This is a genomic window from Chitinivorax sp. PXF-14 (genome assembly GCF_040812015.1).
In the GTDB taxonomy this organism is placed as follows: Bacteria; Pseudomonadota; Gammaproteobacteria; order Burkholderiales; family SCOH01; genus JBFNXJ01.
Genome location: NZ_JBFNXJ010000010.1, coordinates 162,254 through 186,746 on the forward strand (window position 1 = coordinate 162,254; position 24,493 = coordinate 186,746).

Consider the following 24,493-nt stretch of genomic DNA (forward strand, 5'->3'; position numbering starts at 1 on the left):
CCTCCTCAGGCCGGCCAGCAGCGCGCCGCGGCGAGATCGACATTGACGGTCTCGCTGCCATCGGTCAGCAGCACCTGCTCTTCCTGGATCGTGCATTGCAGCTGCATGGTGCGCTGCGCAAGCTTGGCGAGCTCGGCGGCGGTCTCGGCCGGCAGTTTGTACACGGTCAGGTTGTTGAGCCGGCTCAGGCTGCCGCGCAGCTGCTCCCACCAGATATTGGCGCTGTTGCCGCTGTAGCTGTACACGATGACGCGCTCGGCACGGCTGCAGGCCTTCTTCAGACGCTTTTCGTCGGGTTGGCCGAGCTCGATCCACAGCCTGGTGGCGCCGGTCAGGTCGTTGAGCCAGATATCGGGCTCCTCGTCGTCACACAGCCCGGCGCCAAAGCTCAGCGCCTCATCGGCATTCACGGCGAACGCGAGCAGACGCACCATCATGCGTTCGTCGCTTTCGGACGGATGGCGCGCCAGCGTGACTGAGTGGTCCTGATAGTGATGCCGATCCATGTCGGCGATCTGCAGCGATGCTTTGAAAATGGTGGCCTTGAGCGCCATGATCAGGCCTCCGCTGCCGGCTCGAAGCGCTCGCCGATGCGGGCCGCCGCGTACCAGTCCATGAGCTCGTCGGCGGCGTCGCCGGCAGCCGGCGACCATGCGGCGAAATCGGCATCGGTGATGGCCTGGTAGGGGCCATGCTTGACCTCGAAGATCACACCGCCCTCGTCGAGCGACAGCACCGCGTGCCAAGTGCCGGCGGGGGTTTCGAGCACGGCCGTGCCGTCACCGAGGATGGCGCGCCCGGTGACCGTGCCCTGCTCGTCGAAATGCAGCACGAGAAAACGCCCGCGCAAGGAGTAGAGCAGCTCCCAGGTGTGGGGGTGACGATGCGGGCGGACGTAGGTATCGGGCTCCATGGCAATGGCCAGGCGCTGGATCGGGTCGGCGAGCTCGGTGTGCAGATTGTGGTTCGCGCGGCGGCGCGGCGATTGCTGCGCCTGCTGCGCCAGGGTGTCGAGCAGGGCGGTGTCGATGGTTTTCAAGTACTTACCTCGGTGATGGCGGCAAGGCGCGCGAGGGCTGCCGCCAGGGCTGGAACAGGGCTGACGCGGATAGTACTACCGCGCGTTGTGCCTTGCATGCTTTGCACGCAATGCAGCAGCCCGGCCTGCCCATGCCATGTCGGGAATCTTTACGCCGAACGGGGATACGTCGGCCGCAAAAATTCAAGCGGTTGATTTATATGGCTACATCGCGATTGGTGTATAAATTGCTTGTCTCTACCGGCTCGTAAACGAGCCCACAAAAACATAGAGGAGACGTCATGAATCAAGCTAACACCCGCATCACCCGGCTACTTGCCGGCACCTGTCTGGCCGCCGCAATGCTGCTGCCGAACACCGCCTCGGCCACGATCTGGCGCACCGACCAGGGCGTGCAGCTATCCGGCCTGTATGTGTTCGGCGACAGCCTGTCGGACAGCGGCAATATCGCGATCGCGACCGGCGGTGCCGTCCCAAGCGCGGCGGCCGGCTACTACGCCGGACGCTTCAGCAACGGCCCGATCTACCTCGATTACATCGCCAACGCCTTCAACCTGCACAATACCGCAGCCCTTGCCGGCGGCACCAACTTTGCCTTCGGCGGTGCCAAGATCGATGCCGCCACCTTGCCGAACCCGCCCGGCCTGCTTGCCCAGGGCCAGCTCTACCTGCAGCAGCTGGCCGGCCACGCAGCCGACCCGAACGCGCTGTACGTGGTCTACGGCGGCGGCAACGACATCAACGATCCGAACGTCAGCCTGAGCACGTCGATCTCCAACCTGAGCCTGCTGATCGGCGCGCTGATCAACCAGGGTGCGCGCAATATCGTCGTCCCCAACGCACCCGATCTCGGCCGCACGCCCGGCAACAACGGCAACCCGGCCACCGCGGCGCTCAAGCACAACCGCAGCGTGGCCTTCAATACCATGCTCGGCGGTGCCATCGCCGGGCTGGAGTCGGCGTTCAACATCGACATCATCGAGGCGGACGTGTTCGGTCTGAGCAGCCATATCCTCGACAACCCGGGGCTCTATGGCCTGAGCGACGTCACCGATGCCTGCCTGAGCGCTGGCGGCGCCTGTGCGAATCCCTCGCAGTATTTCTATTGGGACAGCATCCACCCGACCGCCGGCATGCATCAGCTGTTCGGCGAATCGATCATCGCGCAGATCGACGCTGCAGCGGTGCCCGTGCCGCCGACCAGCTGGCTGATATCCTTCGGCCTGGTCGGCCTGTGGCAGCTGCGCCGCTACCGCCGCAGCTGAACCTGGCCCCGTCACGTGCCGGCGCATAGCCGTCGGCGTGGTTGGGTCTGGCTAGGTGTGCGTGGCGAGAAAGCGATCGAGCCGGTTGGCGAAGGCCTGCCGGTCGGCATGGCTGAAGGCAGCCGGCCCGCCGGTCTCGATCCCGCTCGACCGCAGCGTATCCATGAAATTGCGCATGTCGAGCAGCTCGCGGATGTTCTCGGCGCTGTACAGCTCGCCGCGTGGGTTCAGCGCATAGCCGCCCTTGTCGACGACGGCAGCGGCCAGCGGGATGTCTGCCGTGATCACCAGGTCGCCCGGCTGCACGCGGCTCGCGATGTGGTGATCGGCCACGTCGAAGCCCTTGGGCACTTGGATCGCCCGGATATGTGGCGAATTGGGCACCCGCAACGGCTGGTTGGCCACCAGCACCAGCATCAGGCCGGTGCGCTGCGCGGCACGGTAGAGGATGTCCTTGATCACCGCCGGGCAGGCATCGGCGTCGACCCAGATCTGCAAGGCGCTCAATTATTGCGCAACGGCGTGATCACCGGCGCACCGCGCAGGTCACCGGCCTGGCTGTAGAGATCGCCCGGCACCAGCGCGTAGACCGCCGCATCGATGGGCTGGCCCTGCTCGCGCAGGCGATTGCGCGCCACCGTCTCGAACAGGGCGCCGGCATCCTCGGCTGCCGCACGCGCCGGCGAATTGCCGGTCTGGATCGCGAACTCGATGCGCGACAGCGCCAGCACGTCGAAGGCAAAGCCGGCCACCAGCTTGATTGCGGTACAGCCGATGCCGTGGCCGTGGGCATCGTTGCGCACCCAGTAGCCGATCTGCGCATAGCGCAGCGACTGCTGCACCGCGCTGAGCCCGGCCGAGCCGATCAGCTCGCCATCCTCGACCCGTTCGATCACGAATTCGAATGCCTGGCCGCTATGCCAGGCGCCCAGCCGGCTCAACACCCAGGTGCGCGCATCATCCAGCGTGTAGCGCTCGCTGAATTGCGGCATCCAGCCCTGGATATCCTGCCGGGACGACATGGCCGCCCAGAAGAACGGCGTGGCGTCATCGAGCCGGTAGGGGCGGATGCGGATACCGTCGCGCTGGGCGAAATAGGGCGGAATCGATGGGGCATCGGCGGGCATGGCGGACCTCGGAGAATGAAAACCTGGCTCGGCGTGCAATGCGCCGGTGATCACACCATAGCGGCTAAAAACGGCGGCGGCAAATCGGGCCGTGCCAGGCCCGTCACCATCCCGGCCATCGCCCTGAAACAGGTTGCGCCACGCGCCGGAACAGGCCCGCGCGTGCGAGCTTGCTTGTGTTCCACGCCAGATTTGCTAAAAGTGATGTTATACCGAATTGCCAAGTTGGCAGAAGCGCATTAGCCTTCGCCCTTTTTTCAAACAGTTGAAGCTCTATGTCGGTGAATCTGGAAGAAATTCAGCGGGCCTATGACGAGGCGGACTGCCTGGTGGCGCCGGAACAGATCGAGGCCGCGCTCGATAATATGGCCGAGGCCATCACCGCACGCCTGGCGCGTGCCAACCCGCTCGTCTACTGCGTGATGAACGGCGGCCTGATCGTTGCCGGGCGTCTGCTGGCCAAACTCAATTTCCCGCTCGAAGTCGCCTACCTGCATGCGACCCGCTACGGGCACGAGCTCAGCGGCACCCTGCTCGACTGGCGCGTGCGCCCGACGCAGGACCTGCGCGGCCGCTCGGTGCTGGTGATCGACGACATCCTCGATGTCGGCACCACGCTCGCCGCCGTCATCGACCATTGCTACGAGGAGGGCGCCAAGGACGTGCTGTCCGCCGTGCTCGTCAACAAGCTGCACGACCGCAAGGCGCGCGCGGACTTCAAGGCGGATTTCGTCGGTGTCGACGTCGAGGATCGCTTCCTGTTCGGCTGCGGCATGGACTACAAGGGCTACTGGCGCAACGCCCCGGGGATCTACGCGATCAAGGGCTGCTGAGCCGCCCGTACGACTTGGCCCGTAAAACAAACGCCCCGTCTCAAGCGGGGCGTTTGTCATGCATCGGTGGCTGATCGGCTAGCTTGCGCCGACACCATAGGAAGCCCTGATCGTATCCGTTCGTCGTTGCGCCCAGATCAGGTTCTGCTGACCAATGACGATCGACTCCCCGCAACAACCGCAGTCAAAGCTGTGGTCGGGCTCCAGCCCTTTCAGGTGCTTGCGCGTCTCGTGGCCGCAAGTCCCGCAGGCGACGACCAGCGTCGCATTGTTGTGTTTGTCGAAATCCAGATCGTAGGCTGCTTGCTTCATCGGAACATCCTCTTATCGGTTGAACGACACATTGCCCGACGCGGCAGACACCTCCACTGAGCGGGCGATGCAGCAGGCCTGCAAGCACGAACCGTTGGGAGGGGAGGAATCGTCGGACACATCGGCGCAATGAACACCACGTATATACGCGGCAACCTTCATTCTAGGGAGCAGCCCGCGAAAGTTAAGAAAAAATTTCCTAGAGATGACAAGCGTTCAATAGGGGTCAGCAGCGGCGGGCCCTGGCGGGCAGATGGCGCAGGCACCGGCGAAAAAACGGCTATCGGGGCAAAAAAAGACGGCCCCATGGACAGGGCCGTTTCGAAGGACGGGAACAACAAGGTTGTATCGGAGGAGACCAATACGGCGCCCGGTTCGGCGGGCCCTACCGGCGCGGACTGCCAGCAAGGCCTACCCGGGCGGGCGCGCCCGTGTGCAATTCAGTATCGACTGCGATCAGTCGTCGTCGCGATCATGGCGGCGATGGTGCCAGCCGCGATCCCAGTCATGCTCGCGCCAGCCGCGGTGCCAGCCGTTGTCATGGCGCCAGTAGGGGCGCTCCGGTTCGCGCACGACGATCACGCGCTCGCGCGGCGGTGCGTAGTAGTAACGCGGCTCATCGCGGATCACCTCGATGCGTTCCGGCTCGCGGCGTACGTAGCGGTCCCGGCGGTAGTTGTCGCTGCCGATCGCGGCACCGGTGGCGCCGCCGATGGCTGCACCGACGATGGCGCCGTCGCGGCCGTCGATATTGTGGCCGATGGCCGCGCCGACCGCGCCGCCGAGGGTCGCGCCGAGGATTGTGTCGTCATTCCAGCCGCCGGCATGCGCAGCCGTGGCCGCAGCCAGGCTGGAGATCAGTGCCAGGCCGGCGAGTAGCGTTTTGCTGGTGTTCATGGCCAGCTCCTTTCCTGTGATCGGCGAATCATGCCGCCTGTTGCTTGCCCACAGTATCGGCCGGCGTGGCTGAACGCAGCCTGAATCGGCAGCACGCCCTGCTCAGCCATGCCGGATGTCGAGCAGGCGTGCGCCCAGGCGGCGCGCCAGGGCATGGCCGCCTTGCTCCATCAGCCAGTCGTGGTTCCAGCGGAAGGCGCGCCTGAGCAGCGGGGCGAGCCAGTTCATCCAAGGCTTGGTGGTGGTGACGCGCCACTCGTAATGCACCGAGGTGATGCCGTCGTGCTCGCTGAAGGTCCAGGTGCCGATGCCATCGACCTCGCCACGCGCCTCGCCCTGCAGCATGTGGTTCGGCTCCTGACGCAGCACGCGGGCATCGAAGCGGATGCGGTAGGGCAGCCGGCTCTTCCAGCAGTAGTGACGGATCGCGCCGATCCCGGCCGCATCGCCGGTGGCGGTTTCGACCACCGCCTCGACGCCCGGCCACCACAGCGGCCACTCCAGCGAATCGCGGATGGCTGCGAATACCAGTTCCAGCGGCGCCTGCAGCCGCCAGTCGGTGATGAAGACATAACTTGCCACGCTGGCTCCTCGAATCAAGCGGTCACGCTATTTACGTTATCGCAGCGGGCGTGGATGTACGCCAGCCGAATCGGCGGCGGTACAATTGCTGATCGGCCCGCCCGCCCAGGACACCATGACGACCCCCACGCGCTACATCGACCTCACCTTTCTGTTCGCCGAGCCCGACGAAGCCGAAGCCTTCATCGACGACTGCAGCGAGCTCGACTACCAGACCGAGCTCGGCGAATACGATGGTGACGATGAGCGTTACCGCTGGCGCGTCAACGTCACGCACCGGCTGGACCCGCAATCGGCGGCCATGACCTCGCTCGAGCTGACCTTGCGCAGCCTGGCATTACGGCGCGGCGGCCGCTACGCCGGCTGGGCCTGAGCATGGCGGAGCTCGACGCGCTGCTGGCCGATATCCGTGCCTGCCGGCTGTGCGAGGGCAAGCTGCTGCTCGGCCCGCGCCCGGTGTTGCGCGCCAGCCCGTCGGCGCGGCTGCTGATCGTGGGCCAGGCGCCGGGCACCAAGGTGCACGCCAGCGGCATCCCCTGGGACGACGCCAGTGGCGAGCGCCTGCGCGACTGGCTGCAGATCGATCGCGAGACCTTCTACGACGAGCGGCGCATCGCCGTCGTGCCGATGGGCCTGTGCTACCCCGGACGCGGGAAGAGCGGCGACCTGCCGCCACGCCCGGAATGCGCGGCAACCTGGCATCCCCGCCTGTTGCCGCTGCTGACTGAGGTCGAGTGCGTGTTGCTGGTGGGGCAGTATGCGCAGCGTTACCTGCTGGGCAAGCGCTGCGGCGCCACGCTGACCGATACCGTGCGCCATTGGCGCGACTACGCGCCGCGTTACCTGCCGCTGCCGCACCCGTCGCCACGCAACCAGCTGTGGCTGCGGCGCAACCCCTGGTTCGCGGACGACGTCCTGCCCGCGCTGCGGAATAGGGTTGGCGACCTGCTGCGCTAGCAGCGGACGGCATCCAGAAAGATTGTTGCAAATCAAAGAGTCATGGCCATCCACGGGGGATGCTATCAATAGGAAGTGTTCCTGCGGCCGGCATCCAAGATGGGTGCCGCAGCCGGGGCACGCCGGCAGCCAAGCGCCGTATCGCGCCATGCCGGGACCGATGACCATCGACCAAGTGACAGGATACTGAATGCCCGTGGCTCCACCGCTTCCGCATTTCCGTGCCGTTGTCTCCATCTGCGCCGCCGTGCTCAGCACGCTGGCGGTGCTGGAACTGATTGCCCCCACGACCGCGCTGGCAGGCTGGGTCGCCATCTTTGTCATGCTGCTTGCCTGGTGCAGCACCAGCCAGGCGCTTGCACGCACCTTCGCGCGGCGGCAGGCGGCCCATCTCGCGGGCAGCGAGGAGCGCATGCGCGCCATCGTCGAGACGGCGGTCGATGCCATCGTCACCGCCGATGCCCAGGGCCACATTCTCGACTTCAACCCCGGTGCCGAGCGCATGTTCGGCCACGTTCGCGCCGAGGTGATCGGGCGCAATCTCGGTTGCCTGATGCCCGATGAGGTCGCCGCCCGGCATGACGGCTATATGGCCGCCTACATGGCGGGCGGCGCGGCCCATGTGATCGGTATCGGCCGCGAAGTGACGGCATGCCGCGCAAATGGGGACACCTTCCCGGCCTACCTGACGGTGGGCGAGGCCAGGCTGGAGTCCGGCACCCTGTTCGTAGGTATCCTGCGCGATCTGACCGAGCAGAAGAAGCTATCCGATGAGATCGTCCGTTACCGCGATCATCTGCAGCTGCTGGTCGACCAACGCACGCTGGAGCTGGCCGACGCCAATCGCAGCCTGCGGCGTGAGCTGGCGATACACGAGCGCATGGAGCTCGCGATCAAGGACTACGCGGTACGGGTGGCGGATCTGTACAACCTGGCACCTTGCGGCTATCACTCGCTGGCGCCCGACGGCACCATCCTCAAGATCAACGATACCGAGCTCAACTGGCTTGGTTACCAGCGTAGGGAAGTCGAGGGGCAGATGCATATCAGCCGGCTGCTCGACGACGCGGGGATGGCCATCTTCAACGACCGCTTTCCACGCTTCGTGGCCAGCGGCGCGAGCGGCGACATCGAGTGCGTGTTGCGGCGCAAGGATGGCACGGGGTTCCCCGTGCTGGTCAACGCCACCGCCGTATATGACGATGCCGGCCAGTTTCTCTACTCGCGCTCCACCATCTTCGACCTGTCGCAGCGCAAGCAGCTCGAAAACGCACTGTTCGCCGAAAAGCACCGTCTGCACACCACGCTGCAGGCCATTACCGATGCGGTGCTGACGCTCGACCGCGATTACCGCATCTGCTACTGCAACCCGGCCGCGCAGCAGCTGCTCGGATGCCCGCACTCCCCACTGCTGGGGCGGCCGCTGGGCGATGTGCTGCAGCTGCTGGACGACAGCAGTCAGGCACCATTCCTGCCGTTGGTGGGGGAGCCCTGCCGCACCCCGTCGCCCAACTACGCCCTGCTCGAGCGCGATGGCGACAGGATCGTGGTGAGCTATACCTGTGCCGCGCTGCAGGATCAGCAAGGCGTGCGCACCGGGATGGTCATGATCCTGCGCGATGCCACCGAGGAACGCCGTGCCGCATCGCGCCTGTCGTTCGCCGCCACGCACGATGCGCTGACCGGGCTGCCGAACCGGCAGCTGTTCCTGAGCCTGCTAGAACATCATGTCGAGCAGGCGGCGCGGCACCAGCTGTCATTTTGCGTGCTGTTCATCGACCTCGACGGCTTCAAGCCCGTCAACGACACGCTGGGCCACCAGGCCGGCGACATCCTGCTGAAGCAAGTGGCTGGCCGGCTGAGCCAGTGCCTGCGCGGCGAAGATGCGCTGGCTCGGCATGGTGGCGACGAGTTCACCCTGCTGGTGAGCGGCCGGGAGAGCGGTGGCACGACCCTGCCTGACGCCACCCGCGTCGCCCAGCGCATACTCGACGCGCTGGACGAGCCCTTCATCATCGACACCCATGCCGTCAGGGTGGGCGCCAGTATCGGCATCGCCGTCTACCCGCACGACGGCGCCACCCCCTGCGAGCTGCTCGAATACGCCGACCTCGCGATGTACCGCGCGAAGGCGCTGGGTGGCCATCGCTACATCACGCTCTCCGCCCAGCAGCCCTGATCCTGCTGCCATCCAGAACAAGGCGAATGCCGACGCCACCGCGCCGGCCGCCTGTTCGCCACGGGCAGCGGCCCGCTCAAACAGAAAAACAGGCATGACAAGGTATCTTGCATTTCATAGGTATTTTTTCTGGCAAGGTATCTTGCAGAACAAGATACCTTGCGTTACAGTTAGCTCACTAACTGACACCACTCGTCCCTGCCGGGGAGACTGATCATGACCACCGCACGCCTATCGACACTCAAGCCGCTCGCCCACCTCAGCATCGCCGGCGTGCTGACCATGACCCTGTTCTTCGGCATGCTGCTTGGCGTCGGCAAATCGATGGCGGGGTTCGACAGCTGGCTGGCGCAGCCGGCCGATGCACTCGCCCGCCAGCAGCCAAGCGTGCCGCAAGCAGCACCCGCACTGGTGCAGACCGAGCCGAGAAAGCCGTCGGAGACGCGCCAGCGCCAGCCCATGCGATTTGCCTGATCCCTCTCTCCTATCGTCAGGCTGGTTGCCGATGAGCCCTCGTCGGCAAGCGCGCTTTCCCTTCATGGTGGCCTTGCGCCACCATTTTTTTTCCACACCGATCGTGCTGTGCAAGGGCCGCCAGCGCGGAGTTGCGGCATGGCCGGCGGTGCGGGTGCATCGCGCCGCCATGCATCGGCGTCGCATGGCGACGGGCGCCTCGCCCGGCCGCTGCCTCAGCCCGGCTGGCTGCCTGGCACTTCGACCGAGACGATCCAGCCCTCGAGCGGGTCCGCATCGGCAGGCAGGCCATAGCCCGCCGCCCTGCGCTGCCAGCCCCAGGCCGCCTGCATGGCGCATATCGTGGCGTCGAGCGCATCCCCGCTGGCATCGTCGAGCAGCCTGCTGCAGAGTGCCGGCGCAGCATCAAGCACAATGCCCAGCGGCATGCCTTGCTGCAAGGCGTGGAGGATGTGCTGCCGCGCTTCGCGCCGGGCCGGCGTTTGCCTGGCGCGGTCGTCGCTCTTGTAGGAGGCGCGTGTAATGCGCCGCGCCACCACGCCGGGATAGGCTTCCAGCGCCACGCGCAGCGGGTCGCCGCGATGCAGGCCGGGCAGATCGACCCCGGTATCGAGCAGGCGTGGGGCGCCTTCGAACAGCATCCAGGCAACCGGCGGGTTCACCCATCTCATCGAGGGCGAGGCGCCAGCCAGCAGATCGGCGGCGCGGTGCGCGAATTTGCTGCCACTTGGCCGGGCATCGCACCAGGCCTTGAAGATGCCGCGCAGCTCGGCACGGCTGTGCCGCCGCAGATGTTGCATCAACTCGGGCCAGCGGGCAGGCCAGCCCGAGCCCTGGACGAACTCGCGCGGCAGGCTGAACGGGAAATCAAAGCCCGCCAGCCATGGGCCCGGTTGGGCCAGCCATGCCGCAAAAGCATCGAGCGAGGCCAGCTCGCTTAAGCCTTGCAGGGTGAACCGCGTCCCGTCCAGCTCGCCACTGGCCACCACGATGGGCTTGCGCGGGCCGGGCCGGCTGGAGAAATCGACGCCGTGCAGCGTTGGCGACACGCGGGCCTAAGCGGCAGGATAAGGAATCGACGCCAGATCGGCGGCATCGAGATAGCGCCACTCGCCGACGGCGAGCCCGCCCAGCGTCAGCCCGCCCAGCTCGGCGCGGTGCAGCTGCCCCACCCGATTGCCGGCGGCGGCGACCATGCGCTTGACCTGGTGGTACTTGCCCTGCTCGATGGCCAGCGCCAGCGTGTGCGTATCGACGGCGCGGGCATCGGGTGCGGCCAGCGGCACCTGCTCGCCGTGCAGCATCACCCCCTCGTGCAGCGCCTGCAGCAGCGCGGCGTCGATCGGGTGCTTGAGCCGCGCCAGGTAACGCTTGGGCACGTGGCGCCGCGGGTGGGTCAGCGCGTGCAGGCAGGGGCCGTCGTCGGTCAGCAGCAGCAGGCCCGTCGTATCCTCGTCGAGCCGGCCGACGGGCTGCACGCCGCGCTCGCGCAAGGGCTGCGGCAACAGCGCCAGCACGCTCGGATGGTGCTGCGGATTGCGCGAGCACTCGTAGCCGGCGGGCTTGTGCAGCAGGAGGTACACCCGCTCGCGGTAGGCCCACGCCACCTCGTCGATGGTGAAGACCAGCCCCTCGGGCTCATATTCGGCACGGGCATCGGTGCACAGCGTGCCGCCGATGCTGACCGCACCGGCTTCGATCAGCGCGCGGCATGCCTTGCGGCTGCCAAAGCCCTGGGATTGGAGAAGGCGTTCGAGTTGAATGATCGGCAATCCTGCCAAAAAGGGTCAGTAAGGTAGCATCCACTGCCGGAACTGGCTGTGCCAGCTGCGCTGCGATGCCTCGGTCGGGAGCGCGACCACAGTTCGGCCGGCGAGCTTGAACCTGCGCACCACCGAATCGAGATGCTCGGTGCGGGCCAGGCGTGCAGCCTCGCCGTTGCCGATCAGCCGCCGGAGCCCCTTGTCGATGCGCGCGGCCAGCGAGGCCTCGCGTGCCGAGGCGACGAAGCAGCTGGCGCCGTGGTCCGTCAGCATCAGGGTCGGCTCGATGACCACGCCCTGCGTGCGCCCATCAAGGCGGGACATCAGCTCCTCCGCCTCACGCGCGGCGATGATGATGCCGTCGAAGCGGTCGGCCAGCAACATGTCCACCGCGCGCTCCATATTCGGCGCATCGCTGAGGTTCAGCGGCGCCCAGCGCGCACTGCCCGCCAGGCCGGATACCGGATAGCCCAGCGTCAGCCGCAGCCCGGCCAGCCCGTCGAGGTGCCGCACACCGCGAAACAGCGGCAACTTGTTTGGCGTAGTCAGCAGCAGCCGGTAGCCAAGCAGGCCGCGGTCGATCGGCACATCGATCATCCGCGTGCCGCTCGCCGCCGCCGTGGCGGGGCCGCTGCAGGTCCAGACGGTGACATCGACGCTGCCGGCCGGCGCCTGCAGCTCGGCAAACATGCGCTTGGGGCTCATCGGCTCGGGCGACAGCGAGACATCGGCCTTGCCATACTCGGCCTCGGTCACGGCGAGCGCCCGCCCAAGCAGCTTCTCGAAATACCGGTACTGCGCCTCGCTCACCCCTTGAAAGGTCGCCAGTACCACCCGCTGTTCGCGGGCGGCGTGCGTCGCGGGCGGCATCAGGTAGCTGGCGGCCAGCAAGGCAGGGGCAAGGCGGCGCAATAGGAAGGCTAAGGGCATGATGCCGAATTATAGGTCGACACGCCCCACGCTGACAGGCGGGCCCAGCCTGGCATCAGCCGTCGGCGCTGCCCAGCGCCGTCTCCAGTAGGGGGCTAAGGGCCGACGGCGCATGCCGGATGACAACGCGCGGCGTGCCATGCCATTGCGCACAGCGCTGCAGCGCCGTCGCCAGCTCGGTGGCCAGGCGGCGCGTGGCCCGCACACCGGGTTCGAGGTGCAGCGACTTGACCTCGAACACGCCATCCTTGCGGTGTGCCTTGGCGTCGAGCCGACCGACCAGCGCGCCGCGATGCAGGATGGGCAGCACGAAATAGCCGTACTGGCGCTTCGCCGCCGGGGTATAGCATTCGATGCGGTAGTCGAAACCGAACATCGCCAGCGCCCGCTTGCGATCCCACACCAGCGGATCGAATGGCGACAGCAGGGTGGTCAGCGTTGGCGTGAGCTGGTCGGCCTGCGCTTGTTGCAACAGGCCGAGATGGTCGCGATGGCCGTAGCCGGGCTCCTTCCAGCCCTCCACGCCGACACGCACCAGCAGCCCCTCGTCGACCAGCACGGCCAGCGCCGCCGGATCGGCCTTGCCGGTGCGGAAGTAATCGCCGATCCAGCTGGCCTTCGCCACGCCGAGCGCGCGTACCGCCTTGAGCCACAGCGTGCGCAGGCAGTCATCGGCCGGCTGCTGGTCGCGTGCATCCTGCCACGTCGGCAGCACGCGTTCGCGCAGATCGTAGACGCGCTGGAAATTCTGGCGCCGCGCAACCATCAGTTCGCCGGTCGTGAACAACACCTCGAGCGATCGCTTCTCCGGCTTCCAGTCCCACCAGCCATTGCCTTTGCTGCCCTGCCGCTCGAAATCGGCCGAGCGCACCGGGCCGTTCGCGCGGATGTGCTCGATCAGCGCGGCGATCTCCTGCTGGTGCCGCGTCATCCAGTCATGCGAGTATTTCCAGCCCATCGCCTGCGGATCGACCATGCGGTGCCGGTACAGGCCATAATCCTCGATCGGGATGAAACAGGCCTCGTGCGCCCAGTATTCGAACAGGCTGCCCTCGGCCAGCAGCTCGTCGAGCCAGGCCGGCTGATAGTCGCCGAGGCGGCTCCACAGCACGAAGTAGGGGCTGCGCGCGACGACATGAATCGTGTCGATCTGCAGCACGCCCATCGTGCGGATGGCGGCCAGTACGTCCGGCCGGGCGGCCTTGTGCCGGTGCGGCTTGAGCAGCCCCTGGGCCGCCAGTTGCATGGCCCGCGCGGCGGACAGGGAAAGCAGGGGTTGGGTCACGATAACGGTCGGCGAATACGATTGATATCTGTATAAATAAACATTATTTACCTAGGAGGCAAGATGAAAAACCTGTTCGCCTTACTTGCGGTCGCCATCGTCGGCAGCGTCGGCGCGGAAGAGATCGGCTCGGTCGACACGGCCTTTCAGCTGATCGGCCCGGACCACAAGGTCGTCGTCGAAGCTTTCGACGATCCGTCCGTGCAGGGTGTGGCCTGCTACATCTCGCGCGCCAGGACCGGCGGTATCAAGGGCGCCATCGGCCTGGCCAAAGACCCGTCGCGCTTCTCCGTCGCCTGCCGCCAGATCGGGCCGATCCGCTTTTCCAAGCCGATTCCCAGGCAGGAAGAGGTATTCCGCGAAGGCGCGTCGTTCATCTTCAAGCATGTGCGCGTCGTGCGCATCGTCGACGCCAAGCGCAACGCGCTGACCTACCTCAGCTATTCGGACAAGCTCATCGACGGCAGCCCGGACAATGCCATTACGGCGGTGGCGGTGCTCGATCAGCAGATACCGCTACGCTGATCGTGCTCATACATATTGCTGCGCCGTAGCTGCAATGCCGCGCTCAGGCTTGACATGACAAATGATCAGTATGTGTCGAAATTTCTTACATGTAGATGGTGTCATATGTCATGCGCATTCAATAAGTTCTTGTAACCATATGACTATTTAATATTGGCATATAGTTTGCTTTATGAGCATGGTCGATATTTCTTTGGCTCTTTCAGGAGACCTCCATGTTCACAATCAAGTTGTCCCGTATCGCACTGGCTGCGGCTTTTGCTGCCGCCAGCGCAGCTGCTTCGGCCGGCGCCATTCACGACGCCAACCTGTTCAACGGCAACACGCTGGCTGCCAACGATGACGGCTCGACCGGCGCAGTCAATGTCGGCTTCACCCTCAACTTCTTCGGCGTGAACCACACCCAGTTGTTCGTCAACAACAACGGCAACGTGACGTTCAACAGCCAGCTGAGCACGTACACTCCGTTCGGCCTGACCACCAACTCCTTCCCGATCATCGCCCCGTTCTTCGCGGACGTTGACACCCGCGGCATCAATTCGTCGCAGGTCAAGTACGGCCAGAACACTCTGGGCGGCCATGCCGTATTCGGCGTCAACTGGATCAACGTCGGCTACTACCCGTCGGCCAGCGACAAGCTCAACAGCTTCCAGCTGATCCTGACCGACCGCTCGGACGTCGGCGCAGGCGACTTCGACATCGAGTTCAACTACGACCAGATTCTGTGGGAAACCGGCAGCGCCAGCGGTGGTAGCGGCGGTTTCGGCGGCACCTCGGCAGCGGTTGGCTACACCGATGGCGGCACCAACGACGTCGAGTTCGCGGGCTCGCGCGTAAACGGTGCCTTCCTCGACAGCAATCTGTCGAGCGGCCTGGTTCACAATGCGCTGGGTTCGAACACGCTTGGCCAATACCGCTTCAACGTCCGCAACGGTACCGTCGTTGTGGATCCGGGCCCGGTCAACGACCTGCCCGAGCCGACCAGCCTGGCCCTGCTTGGCCTGGGTTGCGCAAGCCTGGCATTGGCTCGCCGTCGCAAAGCCTAACGCGACTCGCTTCTCGCCAAGAAACGGCCCTGCTTCAGGGCCGTTTTTCATTTCCCGCAGCCCACCTTCCTGCGCCGTTCCAGCCGACCTGACGGCCGCCACCCACCGGCTGCGGTATCCTCGTTCGCTATGCACGGACACGCCAGGCCATTGCACATGGCTGCGCCTGCCTGGTGGAGGCATCGCCGCCAAGCTGTCTCTGCCCAACACCCCAATAAGCCCCCAGGCCGCGTCAGAGTGCCTCATCGTAATGAACGCCAGCGCTAGCCCGAAGCTTGCTTGGGCATGAGCATCAGCACATTCCGACCCGATGGGCAGGGCAGTTCGATCGCCTCGTGGACCACGAGACGGGAAAGGAGAAGAAAATGGATAGCTTGAGCCTGATGTCCGCCGGCCCGATGCTGGCCGTGCCCCCAGTCGCTCGGCTGGCGCCACATGAATTCGCCGCGTGCCGCCACACATAGCGCCGCGACAGCGCCTGCACCGCGCTCGCCGGCGCATGGAAATGATCGTCGGCAAGCGCATAGAAGCGGGCCGGTGGAGCGGTCGAAATAGTGCGGCAGCGGCTGGCCCCGCTCATCCACGAAATAGGCCGGGTGACGGCACCAGCACGACCACTCGAGCGCGAGGCCGGCCGGCAGGGCCAGCCACAAAAAAGCCCGCCACGAAGGCGGGCGCGGCGCGGTGTGGCGGATTCAGTGCCGCGAGTGGCCGCCCGCCAGCCTGTCCATCAGCGCGAACATCACGCCCGACATCAGGAAGGTGAAGTGGATGCCGACCAGCCAGGCCAGGTCCTGGTGATCCATCGACTTGATGTTGACGAAGGCCTTGAGCAGGTCGATCGCCGAAATCGCGACGATCGAGCCGATCAGCTTGAGCTTGAGGTCGGCATAGGTCACCTTGCCCATCCACGATGGCTTGTCGGGCGAGTTGTGCGCCACGTCGAGACGTGAGATGAAGTTCTCGTAGCCGCTGAAGATCACGATCACCAGCAGGTTGGCGATCAACGTCACGTCGACGAGCCCAAGAATCGACAGCACGGCGTTGCCCTCGCCGCTCATCACGATATGCATGACCTCGGCAAACTCCTTGATCAGCTTGACGAACAGCACGGCGATGCCGCCCACCAGCGCCAGATAAAACGGCACGAGCAGCCAGCGGCTGTAGAAAATGCCGCGTTCGAGCCAAGCCTCGATCCTGTTGTGTTCACTCATCGGTAATACCTCCCGTTACAAAATGCCTGAGCTTGCCCGAGGCGGGTTGCACGGCGATGGACACCATCCGCAGCACCGCGTCACGACCGGCCGGAAATCGCCTAGTTTAATCAAAGTCAAAGCCTGGCGCCGCCTCCGGCGTATAGTAGGAAAAATTGGGTTTGGTTCATTTCAACGAGGGAGTATCCGCATGAAGGCATCACGTTTGCTCGTTACCTTGTCGGCCGCGGCCGGCATCGCCCTGTTTGCCGGTTGCGCTAGCAATGGCGATATCGAAGCGCTGAAAGCGGCCGTGCAGAAGGCCCAGGCGACCGCCGACCAGGCCCAGCGCACCGCCGCCGGCGCCGAACTGACCGCCAACGATGCCAAGCGCATCGCCAGCGACGCCGCCGCCCGCGTCGACACCGCTGCCGCCAAGGCCGATGCCGTGACGCAGACCGCCGACGACGCGCGCAAGCTCGCGCTCGACGCCAACCGCAAGGCAGATCAGGCGCTGTCCGACGCGAAATCGGCGAACAAGGGCGTGGCGGACATCAACGACAAGATCGACCGCATGTTCAAGAAGACGATGATGAAGTAACCGCCTGCAGCCCAAGCCTGGCGCGGCCTGCAGGCACGCCGCCAGGCTTGGGCCTCAGCGGATGTCGACGGCCGTGCCGGGCACGGCCCACTCGCCGAGCGAGTGCAGCTGTTCGTTGGTGAGCGCCACGCAGCCGTTGGTCCAGTTGAAGGCCTGATGCACGGCGAGGCTGCCCTGGCCGATGCCGTGGATGCCGATGCCGCCGCCAAGCGCGGTATTCGACGGCGGACGATGGCCGGCGGCGTGGGCCGCGTCGATGGCCGCGCGCGCCGTCGCCTTGAGGCGACCGGCGGCATAAGCCAGCTCGGCATGCACCGGTGTCGGGTAATCGAGTTCGTAAAAGGTGTCGTAGCGATGTGGCCGATGCACGGCGACGATACGGTAATGCCCCAGCGGTGTGCTATGGTCGCCCTTGTAGTGGACGGCCGCCACGCCGCCGCGCCCCACCGAGATGTCATCGAAGCGCGCCAGCACCTGTTCGTCCGCGCCGTACACCGTCAGGCTGCGCGCGCCGGTATCGATGTCGATGCGCATTGCCGGCTCGGCGCACGCCGCTGTGCCGGCCAGCATCAGGCTGGCCAGCCCTATCCATACTTTGCTGCGTAGAGTCATGTTCAAGCGTCTAATCCCTGTATTCCCGCTGCTGGCGGCGCTGTGCGCCGGCGCACAGGCGGCCACTTTCACCCTGCCCAACGACGGCTCGACGGTCGTCGGCCAGGTGCGCATCGTGGTGCCCACGCCCGACAACACGCTGCTCGACGTGATGCGCCATTTCGATGTCGGCTACGACGAGATCGGCAGCGCCAACCCCGGCGTGTCGATCTGGACACCGGGCGAATTCACGCCCGTGGTGGTGCCGAGCCAGTTCATTCTGCCACCCGTGCCATGGAAAGGTATCGTCATCAACATCCCGCAGCGGCGCCTGTACTACTTCCCGCTGCCGAAAAAGGGCGAGGCGGCCAAGGTGATCACCTACCCGATCAGCATCGCACGCGAGGGCTGGTCGACGCCGCTCGGCGAGACGCGCATCACCGCCAAGTTCAAGGACCCGAGCTGGTTCGTGCCGAAGAGCATCAAGGAAGAACACCTGCGCGATGAGGGTGTGGAGCTGCCCGAATACTTCCCGCCCGGCCCCGACAACCCGATGGGCATGCTGGCGATGCGCACCGGCTTTGCCGGCATCTTCATCCACGCCACCAACCGTCCCTGGGGCGTGGGCCTGCGCACCAGCCACGGCTGCCTGCACCTCTACCCGGAAGACGCGGCCGAGATCTTCCCGCTGCTGCCGGCCAACACCCCGGTACGCGTGATCGACGAGCCGGTGCTGGTCGGCAATGACCACGGGCGCTGGGTGATGGCGACCTACACGCCGGTCGCCGAATACCCGAGCCCGTTCTCGCTCTACACGCGCGCCACGGTGGCGCTGGGCAATGCGCTCGGCAGGGCCGGCAAGGCCGCGCCGCAGGCCGATATCGACTGGCAGCGGGTGCAGGCGATCTCGCGCCAGCCGCAGTCGGTGCCCGTCGCGCTGACGCCGGACCAGCTCGGGCTGGCCGCCTGGCTCGACACGCTGCCGCAGGAGCGCTATGACTTTGCCCCCTACGGCATGGATGCCAACAACGCCCAGCTGCCGGAGCCACGGCCGCGCGCCGGCACGGAAGCAGGCAACGGTAAATAAGCGTAAGCCCGCGCGGCCCGGCCGAGGCAATCGGGTAATATCCGCCTTTACGCATTGCCTGCCGCCGCCATGTCCCTGTTACGCAAACTGCCTATCGACGGCTTTCTCGCCGCCATGCTCAGCGCCGTGCTGCTGGCCCTGGCCTACCCGCAGCTCGGTGCCTCGCACGGGCCGCTGCACCTCGGCTGGGTGACCAATCTGGGTGTGGCCGCCGTGTTCTTCCTGCACGGTGCCGCGTTGTCGCGCCAGAGCCTGCGCGCCGGCTTCGGCCACTGGCGCCTGCACCTGTTCGTGCAGCTGTCCACCTATGTGCTGTTCCCGCTGCTCGGCATGCTGATCGTCTTCGCGGCGCGCGGGCACTTCGCCGACACGCTGTTGACGGGCCTGTTCTACCTGTGCGCGCTGCCGTCGACGATCTCGTCCTCGGTCGCGATGACCAGCCTAGCCCGTGGCAACGTGCCCGCCGCCGTGTTCAACGCCTCGCTGTCTAGCCTCGTCGGCATGCTGGCCACGCCGCTGCTGGTGGGCATGATGGCCACGACCCACGGTGAACACCTGCCGCTATTGCAATCCATCCGCGACATCGCGCTGCAGCTGCTGCTGCCGTTCGCGCTGGGCCAGTGGCTGCGGCCGTGGATCGGCGCCTTCATCCAGCGGCACAAGGCCCGCATCAACCTGATCGACCGTGGCGTGATCGTGCTGATCGTCTATTCCTCGTTCTGCGACTCGACGCTGGCCGGGCTATGGTCGCGCTACAGCGGCTGGATGTTGCTGGAAACCTTCGTGCTGGTGGCCGCCCTGCTGGCGCTGGCGCTGGCCGCCACGACCTGGCTCAGCCGCCGCATCGGCTTTGCGGTCGACGACGAAATCACCGCCGTCTTCTGCGGCTCGAAAAAAAGCCTGGCCTCGGGCGTGCCGATGGCCAAGCTGCTGTTCGGCAGCCACCCTGGGCTCGGGCTGATCGTGCTGCCGATCATGTTCTATCACCAGTTGCAGCTAGTGGTCTGCTCGATTCTGGCGCGCCGCTACGCAAGCCGCACCTGAGGCTGCAGCAACAAAAAGCCCGTGGCGACACCACGGGCTTTTTGCTGGCAGCAACTCGCTCAGAAGCCAATCGTCACGCCGATATTGATCACCGGCCACACCTTGAAGCCGCGGATCTTGTCGTCGAGCTTCTGGCGCTCCTGCTCGGCGTCGGCCTGGATCTGGTCGCACTGCGCCGTGCCCTGGATCGCCGCGCCGCAGTTGGCGCTGAGGCTGGTCTTGTTGCCGCCGGCGAGAATCACGCCGAGGTCGGCGTAGAAATTGACGCCCATCCCCGACACATTGCCGTAACCGATGCCGAGGTAGGGCGCGACACGGTTCTTGCCCTTGATCTCGCCATCCACCGAGCCCAGCTCGGCCGAGCTGTAGGTGTGGCCGTTGATGGTGTAGGTGCCGTTGGTCGGACGGCCGGTGACATTGAGACGGTTGTCGGCGTTGACGATGCCGCCGGTCAGGCGGAACGGCCCCACCGGGCTGAAATCGAGCAGGGCGCTGAAATTGCGCAGCTGCAGCCGGCCGTCGTAATCGACATCGGTATCGTGGATGCTGCGGTTGTAGTTCAGGCCGCTGAAGCCAAAGCGCGCGGACAGCGTCGGCGCGATGCCGATACCGAAATCGCCGCCGACACCCGTCGTGCCGCCACGAATGCCAATGCCCACCGCCGATGCGCTGCCTGCCGCAGCCATCAGCGCTACCGCCAATAGTGTTCTTTTCATCTTCCCTGCCCCCGCTTATTCAAAAGATCGCACACGCCCCGAGCCGGTTTGGCCTCAATGCCTAGTGCCTCGGGGCGCAGATTTTAGCCTAGATCAGCGCCGCCCCCTAGACAAGCCATCAGCGCCCAGGCAGCGGCTTTGCTAGAATTGCAGGGTTTTGTCCACCTACCCTTACACCAAATTCTGGAAACGCCATGGCCCAATATGTCATGTCCATGCTCCGCGTGAGCAAGGTCGTGCCGCCCAAGCGGCAAATCATCAAGGATATCTCGCTCAGCTTCTTCCCCGGCGCCAAGATCGGCCTGCTCGGCCTGAACGGCTCGGGTAAATCCACCGTGCTGAAAATCATGGCCGGCGCTGAGAAGGAATACGAAGGCGAAGTGCAGTGGCAGCCGAACATGAAAATCGGCTATCTGCCGCAGGAGCCAGAGCTGGACGCGGAAAAAACCGTGCGCGAAGAAGTCGAATCGGGCATGGGCGAAGTGATGGAAGCGCAAAAGCGGCTGGAAGAAGTCTACGCCGCCTACGCCGAGCCGGATGCCGACTTCGACAAGCTGGCGGAAGAACAGGCGCGCTGCGAAGCCATCATTGCCGCCGGCGCCGGCGACAACACCGCGCTGCAACTGGAACTGGCCGCCGACGCGCTGCGCCTGCCGCCGTGGGATGCCAAGATCGGCCACCTCTCCGGCGGTGAAAAGCGCCGCGTGGCGCTGTGCAAGCTGCTGCTGAGCAAGCCCGACATGCTGCTGCTGGACGAACCGACCAACCACCTGGATGCCGAATCGGTGGACTGGCTGGAGCAGTTCCTGGTGCGCTTCCCCGGCACCGTGGTGGCCGTTACCCACGACCGCTACTTCCTCGACAACGCCGCCGAATGGATTCTGGAGCTGGATCGCGGCCAGGGCATTCCGTGGAAAGGCAACTATTCGAGCTGGCTGGAGCAGAAGGAAAACCGCCTGAAGCAGGAAGAATCGAGCGAATCGGCGCGCCAGAAAGCGCTGCACAAAGAGCTGGAATGGGTACGCCAGAACCCCAAAGGCCGCCAGGCCAAATCCAAGGCACGTATCGCCCGCTTTGAAGAACTGAACTCGCAGGAATACCAGAAGCGCAACGAAACCCAGGAAATCTTCATTCCGGTGGCCGAGCGCCTGGGTAACGAAGTGATCGAATTCACCAACGTCAACAAAGCCTTTGGCGACCGCCTGCTGATCGACGACCTGAGCTTCAAAATCCCGCCAGGCGCCATCGTCGGCATCATCGGCCCCAACGGCGCCGGTAAATCGACGCTGTTCCGCATGATCACCGGCCAAGAGCAGCCGGATAGCGGCGAAGTGAAAATCGGCAACACCGTCAAAATCGCCTACGTCGACCAAAGCCGCGCCGCACTCGGCAGTGGCAAAACCGTGTTCGACGAAATCGCCGAAGGCCGCGACATCCTGCAAGTGGGCCGCTTTGAAACCCCAAGCCGCGCCTACATCGGCCGCTTCAACTTCAAAGGCGCCGACCAGCAGAAAATCGTTGGCAACCTCTCCGGCGGCGAACGCGGCCGCCTGCACCTGGCGAAAACCCTGATCGCTGGCGGCAACGTGCTGCTGCTGGATGAACCGTCCAACGACCTCGACGTCGAAACCCTGCGCGCACTGGAAGACGCCCTGCTCGAATTCGCCGGCAGCGTCATGGTCATCTCCCACGACCGCTGGTTCCTCGACCGCATCGCCACCCACATCCTGGCGTGCGAAGGCGACTCGAAATGGACCTTCTTCGACGGCAACTATCAGGAATACGAAGCCGACAAGAAGAAACGCTTGGGTGAAGAAGGCGCCAAGCCGAAGCGGATTCGGTACAAGCCGATTACGCGGTAAGCTGGGAGGTAATGCTGGCGTGGCTTTCAGCCTTGGCTGCAGGCCACGTCCAGAGCGGATTGCAGTGATGACGTGTTTGTTTTTATTTTTCGGACGTCCTTGGATTTATTTTTAGGACGCCTACTTATAGTTAGCCCTCAAGAGGAGAGCTAGATGCCAAGTTGGCACTTGATCAATGCTGACGAGATCGCCGCAGAGCACAAGTACACCTTCTACAAGCCGTCTGCCGGCATCATTGAGCAGGTGGTGTCGGGAGAGGTAGTCAAGTTGATCTTCGAATTCGAAAGCGAAGATCCAAATGCGCCACGTGCCGAACGCATGTGGGTATTGGTTGATGAAGTCAGCGGCCAAGGCCGCTTCAAGGGGCGTCTCAACAACGAGCCCAAGTACATCGTTGATCTCAAGCTCGATGATCCGGTCGAGTTCGAAGCGTGCCACATCATCAACACCGAGCACGACGACGATGACAACATCGTCGAACGGTACATCAAGCGCTGCTTTGTCACTAACCGGGTCTTGAATGAGGGCTACAAAGTAGGGTACCTCTATCGTGAAGAGCCGGATGAAGAGAAGGACAGCGGCTGGAGAATCACCTCAAACACCGAGTCCGACGAGTACACGGACAACACCGAGAACGTGGCCTATGTTTCGCTTGGCGCGGTGTTGAGCAGGGACGATTCCTTCCTCAACCTTCTTGAGCAGCCAGTTGGCTCGGCGTTCATTCGGAATGCAAGCACCAATGAGTTCGTGTCGTTGTCGCCTGAGGGCTAACCCCTCCGTCAAGGGGACGTCTTGCGCCAAGGCGCAAGCCGCCCCTTACGTCGAACGTTAGGGTATGGCTGGGGTTGAGGTCTGGTGCGGCTTCCAGCGTGCCTGTAGGCCGCGTCGGTATTGGTTCTTGGCGATGCCAGCGTCAGTAGCGTTGTTTGGGGTGCCCTGACAAGAGCAGACAGCTCCGTTTCAAGCGGCCTCAACAGAACCCCAATATTTCTGGGTGAACTCTGCCGGGGCCAAGTAGCCAAGCCGTGAGTGGCGGCGTTGACGGTTATAAAAGATTTCGATGTACTCCCTGATCGAGGCTTCGGCCTCTGCCCGCGTGGTGTAACGGCGATGGTGAACCAGCTCGTTCTTCAGCGTTCCCCAGAAGCTTTCTATCGGCGCGTTGTCGAAGCAATTTCCCTTGCGTGACATCGAGCCGTGCATCTTGAACTGCGTCAGCAAATCGCCATAAGTCTTGGCGCAGTATTGGCTGCCACGGTCGGTATGGTGGATCAGCCCGGACGGCGGCCGATGGTAGTGAACCGCCCGACACAGTGCCTTGCGGACCAACTCGGTCGTCATCCGCGCGCCCATGGCATAGCCGACGATCTCGCAGCTGAACACATCCTTCAGTGCAGCCAAGTACAGCCATCCCTCATCCGTCGGGATGTACGTGATGTCGCCCGTCCAGACCTCATTCGGGCGGGTCGGCTCGAACACCTGGCCCAGTACGTTCTCCGCAACCGGCAAGGTGTGTGCCGAGTGGGTGGTCGCCTTGAACTTGCGCTTCTGCCGGCAACGGATGCCCATCTGGCGCCGCAAACGGTCGATGCGATCGCGGCCGGCCTCAAAGCCCATGGCCGCCAGCTCGGGCTGCAAACGACGTACCCCGTAGGTCTCCCGCGTCTTGGTGTGCGCAGCCCGAATCGCCACTTTCAGCCGCTCATCCTCTTGTTGCCGCGCAGATGGGGCACGTCCGCACCAATCGTAGAAGCCCGCACGGGACACCGCCAGCATGCGGCAGGCCACCACCACCGGAAATAGGTTTCGGTGCTCTTCTACCCACGCGTACCGGGCAGTGACGCCTGAGCAAAGTAGCGGCCGCTTTTTTTATGACATCTCGCTCCAGGCGGGCTTCGGCCAACTCCTTGCGCAGCCGGGCGTTCTCAGCTTCCAACGCCGAGGCACTGCGCGCGCCCGGCGCCGCTTTGACGTCGCCAGACTTCGATGCCACCACCCAGTTAGCCAACGTACCCTTGGGGATGCCTAGCCGTCTGGCCGCCTCTTCAAGGCTGAGGCCTTGTTCAAGTGCCAGCTTTACCGCTTCAGCACGGAACTCTACTGGATATGTCTTTCTGGTCTTCATTTCACTCTCCGACTGTCAATGGTAACAATCGGAACTGTCTGCTGGAATCAGGCTAGCCCA

29 protein-coding genes are annotated in these 24,493 nt (G+C 64.7%); 14 read left to right on the forward strand and 15 right to left on the reverse strand.

Annotated elements, in window-relative coordinates:
• Nucleotides 1–5: 5 nt before the first annotated feature.
• Nucleotides 6–554 (reverse strand): YaeQ family protein, encoded by a 549-nt coding sequence (locus ABWL39_RS13510; RefSeq protein ID WP_367791982.1) that lies wholly within the window; start codon nucleotides 552–554, stop codon nucleotides 6–8.
• Nucleotides 555–556: 2 nt separating this feature from the next.
• Nucleotides 557–1,039, reverse strand: coding sequence for a WbuC family cupin fold metalloprotein (locus ABWL39_RS13515; protein ID WP_367791985.1), 483 nt, complete (start codon nucleotides 1,037–1,039; stop codon nucleotides 557–559).
• A 281-nt stretch (nucleotides 1,040–1,320) separates the two neighbouring features.
• On the opposite strand from ABWL39_RS13515, the gene ABWL39_RS13520 reads away from it, so the two are divergent.
• Nucleotides 1,321–2,304, forward strand: a complete 984-nt coding sequence (locus ABWL39_RS13520; protein ID WP_367791987.1) for an SGNH/GDSL hydrolase family protein — start codon at nucleotides 1,321–1,323, stop codon at nucleotides 2,302–2,304.
• A 51-nt stretch (nucleotides 2,305–2,355) separates the two neighbouring features.
• Here the strand turns inward: ABWL39_RS13520 and ABWL39_RS13525 are convergent, their stop codons facing one another.
• Together ABWL39_RS13525 and ABWL39_RS13530 are read right to left on the reverse strand one after the other, a co-directional pair.
• A complete protein-coding gene (locus ABWL39_RS13525; protein ID WP_367792076.1) occupies nucleotides 2,356–2,802 on the reverse strand; it encodes a YaiI/YqxD family protein in 447 nt (148 codons plus the stop codon).
• Between the two features lie 5 nt (nucleotides 2,803–2,807).
• Nucleotides 2,808–3,431 (reverse strand): GNAT family N-acetyltransferase, encoded by a 624-nt coding sequence (locus ABWL39_RS13530; protein WP_367791990.1) that lies wholly within the window; start codon nucleotides 3,429–3,431, stop codon nucleotides 2,808–2,810.
• Between the two features lie 15 nt (nucleotides 3,432–3,446).
• Between ABWL39_RS13530 and ABWL39_RS13535 the strand changes: the two genes are divergently transcribed.
• The gene (locus ABWL39_RS13535) at nucleotides 3,447–3,674 is read left to right on the forward strand and encodes a hypothetical protein (protein WP_367791993.1); all 228 of its coding nucleotides are present in this window, start codon (nucleotides 3,447–3,449) and stop codon (nucleotides 3,672–3,674) included.
• Between the two features lie 32 nt (nucleotides 3,675–3,706).
• Nucleotides 3,707–4,264, forward strand: coding sequence for a hypoxanthine-guanine phosphoribosyltransferase (locus ABWL39_RS13540; protein ID WP_367791997.1), 558 nt, complete (start codon nucleotides 3,707–3,709; stop codon nucleotides 4,262–4,264).
• 78 nt (nucleotides 4,265–4,342) lie between these two features.
• Here ABWL39_RS13540 and ABWL39_RS13545 read toward each other — a convergent pair whose 3' ends face one another.
• The 3 genes from ABWL39_RS13545 to ABWL39_RS13555 form a co-directional block, all read right to left on the reverse strand.
• A complete protein-coding gene (locus ABWL39_RS13545; RefSeq protein WP_367792000.1) occupies nucleotides 4,343–4,576 on the reverse strand; it encodes a hypothetical protein in 234 nt (77 codons plus the stop codon).
• Nucleotides 4,577–5,032: 456 nt separating this feature from the next.
• Nucleotides 5,033–5,473 (reverse strand): YMGG-like glycine zipper-containing protein, encoded by a 441-nt coding sequence (locus tag ABWL39_RS13550; protein ID WP_367792002.1) that lies wholly within the window; start codon nucleotides 5,471–5,473, stop codon nucleotides 5,033–5,035.
• 102 nt (nucleotides 5,474–5,575) lie between these two features.
• The gene (locus tag ABWL39_RS13555; protein ID WP_367792005.1) at nucleotides 5,576–6,055 is read right to left on the reverse strand and encodes an SRPBCC family protein; all 480 of its coding nucleotides are present in this window, start codon (nucleotides 6,053–6,055) and stop codon (nucleotides 5,576–5,578) included.
• 115 nt (nucleotides 6,056–6,170) lie between these two features.
• Between ABWL39_RS13555 and ABWL39_RS13560 the strand changes: the two genes are divergently transcribed.
• The 4 genes from ABWL39_RS13560 to ABWL39_RS13575 all read left to right on the forward strand — a co-directional run bounded on the left by ABWL39_RS13560 (nucleotide 6,171) and on the right by ABWL39_RS13575 (nucleotide 9,665).
• On the forward strand, nucleotides 6,171–6,428 hold the full coding sequence (locus ABWL39_RS13560) for a ribonuclease E inhibitor RraB (protein ID WP_367792008.1): 258 nt from the start codon (nucleotides 6,171–6,173) through the stop codon (nucleotides 6,426–6,428).
• Nucleotides 6,429–6,430: 2 nt separating this feature from the next.
• A complete protein-coding gene (locus tag ABWL39_RS13565) occupies nucleotides 6,431–7,012 on the forward strand; it encodes a uracil-DNA glycosylase family protein (RefSeq protein ID WP_367792011.1) in 582 nt (193 codons plus the stop codon).
• A gap of 190 nt (nucleotides 7,013–7,202) precedes the next feature.
• Nucleotides 7,203–9,191, forward strand: a complete 1,989-nt coding sequence (locus tag ABWL39_RS13570; protein ID WP_367792014.1) for a PAS domain S-box protein — start codon at nucleotides 7,203–7,205, stop codon at nucleotides 9,189–9,191.
• Between the two features lie 216 nt (nucleotides 9,192–9,407).
• Entirely contained in the window at nucleotides 9,408–9,665 is a 258-nt protein-coding gene (locus ABWL39_RS13575; RefSeq protein ID WP_367792017.1) for a hypothetical protein, read from the forward strand.
• Between the two features lie 215 nt (nucleotides 9,666–9,880).
• On the opposite strand, the gene ABWL39_RS13580 is transcribed toward ABWL39_RS13575, so the two are convergent.
• From ABWL39_RS13580 to ABWL39_RS13595, 4 genes are read right to left on the reverse strand one after another with little or no spacing between them, the layout of a single operon-like run.
• A complete protein-coding gene (locus ABWL39_RS13580) occupies nucleotides 9,881–10,714 on the reverse strand; it encodes a DUF429 domain-containing protein (RefSeq protein ID WP_367792020.1) in 834 nt (277 codons plus the stop codon).
• A 6-nt stretch (nucleotides 10,715–10,720) separates the two neighbouring features.
• Nucleotides 10,721–11,428: a pseudouridine synthase gene (locus ABWL39_RS13585; RefSeq protein ID WP_367792079.1), complete on the reverse strand. Its 708-nt coding sequence runs from the start codon at nucleotides 11,426–11,428 to the stop codon at nucleotides 10,721–10,723.
• Between the two features lie 24 nt (nucleotides 11,429–11,452).
• A complete protein-coding gene (locus ABWL39_RS13590) occupies nucleotides 11,453–12,358 on the reverse strand; it encodes a hypothetical protein (protein ID WP_367792023.1) in 906 nt (301 codons plus the stop codon).
• A gap of 55 nt (nucleotides 12,359–12,413) precedes the next feature.
• Complete coding sequence (locus ABWL39_RS13595) at nucleotides 12,414–13,643, reverse strand: winged helix-turn-helix domain-containing protein (RefSeq protein ID WP_367792026.1); 1,230 nt, start codon at nucleotides 13,641–13,643, stop codon at nucleotides 12,414–12,416.
• Between the two features lie 63 nt (nucleotides 13,644–13,706).
• Between ABWL39_RS13595 and ABWL39_RS13600 the strand changes: the two genes are divergently transcribed.
• The gene (locus tag ABWL39_RS13600; protein ID WP_367792029.1) at nucleotides 13,707–14,168 is read left to right on the forward strand and encodes a CreA family protein; all 462 of its coding nucleotides are present in this window, start codon (nucleotides 13,707–13,709) and stop codon (nucleotides 14,166–14,168) included.
• A 215-nt stretch (nucleotides 14,169–14,383) separates the two neighbouring features.
• Nucleotides 14,384–15,214, forward strand: coding sequence for a nidogen-like domain-containing protein (locus ABWL39_RS13605; protein ID WP_367792032.1), 831 nt, complete (start codon nucleotides 14,384–14,386; stop codon nucleotides 15,212–15,214).
• A 695-nt stretch (nucleotides 15,215–15,909) separates the two neighbouring features.
• On the opposite strand, the gene ABWL39_RS13610 is transcribed toward ABWL39_RS13605, so the two are convergent.
• A complete protein-coding gene (locus tag ABWL39_RS13610) occupies nucleotides 15,910–16,428 on the reverse strand; it encodes a TIGR00645 family protein (protein ID WP_367792035.1) in 519 nt (172 codons plus the stop codon).
• A 190-nt stretch (nucleotides 16,429–16,618) separates the two neighbouring features.
• Between ABWL39_RS13610 and ABWL39_RS13615 the strand changes: the two genes are divergently transcribed.
• A complete protein-coding gene (locus ABWL39_RS13615; RefSeq protein WP_367792039.1) occupies nucleotides 16,619–17,008 on the forward strand; it encodes an Lpp/OprI family alanine-zipper lipoprotein in 390 nt (129 codons plus the stop codon).
• 54 nt (nucleotides 17,009–17,062) lie between these two features.
• Here the strand turns inward: ABWL39_RS13615 and ABWL39_RS13620 are convergent, their stop codons facing one another.
• A complete protein-coding gene (locus ABWL39_RS13620) occupies nucleotides 17,063–17,620 on the reverse strand; it encodes a L,D-transpeptidase family protein (RefSeq protein WP_367792043.1) in 558 nt (185 codons plus the stop codon).
• Between ABWL39_RS13620 and ABWL39_RS13625 the strand changes: the two genes are divergently transcribed.
• Nucleotides 17,619–18,686 carry a L,D-transpeptidase family protein gene (locus tag ABWL39_RS13625; RefSeq protein WP_367792046.1) on the forward strand — a complete coding sequence of 356 codons (1,068 nt, stop codon included), beginning with the start codon at nucleotides 17,619–17,621 and terminating at the stop codon, nucleotides 18,684–18,686. The two genes, ABWL39_RS13620 and ABWL39_RS13625, sit on opposite strands and share 2 nt — an antisense overlap.
• A 69-nt stretch (nucleotides 18,687–18,755) precedes the next feature.
• Entirely contained in the window at nucleotides 18,756–19,730 is a 975-nt protein-coding gene (locus tag ABWL39_RS13630; RefSeq protein ID WP_367792049.1) for a bile acid:sodium symporter family protein, read from the forward strand.
• Nucleotides 19,731–19,789: 59 nt separating this feature from the next.
• Here the strand turns inward: ABWL39_RS13630 and ABWL39_RS13635 are convergent, their stop codons facing one another.
• Nucleotides 19,790–20,446 (reverse strand): hypothetical protein, encoded by a 657-nt coding sequence (locus ABWL39_RS13635; RefSeq protein WP_367792052.1) that lies wholly within the window; start codon nucleotides 20,444–20,446, stop codon nucleotides 19,790–19,792.
• A 194-nt stretch (nucleotides 20,447–20,640) separates the two neighbouring features.
• Between ABWL39_RS13635 and ettA the strand changes: the two genes are divergently transcribed.
• Nucleotides 20,641–22,308: an energy-dependent translational throttle protein EttA gene (gene ettA, locus ABWL39_RS13640; RefSeq protein ID WP_367792055.1), complete on the forward strand. Its 1,668-nt coding sequence runs from the start codon at nucleotides 20,641–20,643 to the stop codon at nucleotides 22,306–22,308.
• A 153-nt stretch (nucleotides 22,309–22,461) separates the two neighbouring features.
• Nucleotides 22,462–23,079, forward strand: coding sequence for a DUF2185 domain-containing protein (locus tag ABWL39_RS13645; RefSeq protein WP_367792058.1), 618 nt, complete (start codon nucleotides 22,462–22,464; stop codon nucleotides 23,077–23,079).
• A gap of 189 nt (nucleotides 23,080–23,268) precedes the next feature.
• On the opposite strand, the gene ABWL39_RS13650 is transcribed toward ABWL39_RS13645, so the two are convergent.
• A protein-coding gene (locus ABWL39_RS13650; RefSeq protein ID WP_367792061.1) for an IS3 family transposase occupies nucleotides 23,269–24,433 on the reverse strand; the annotation gives its coding sequence in 2 pieces (ribosomal slippage) (nucleotides 23,269–24,172 and nucleotides 24,171–24,433; 1,167 coding nt in all).
• Nucleotides 24,434–24,493 lie beyond the last annotated feature (60 nt).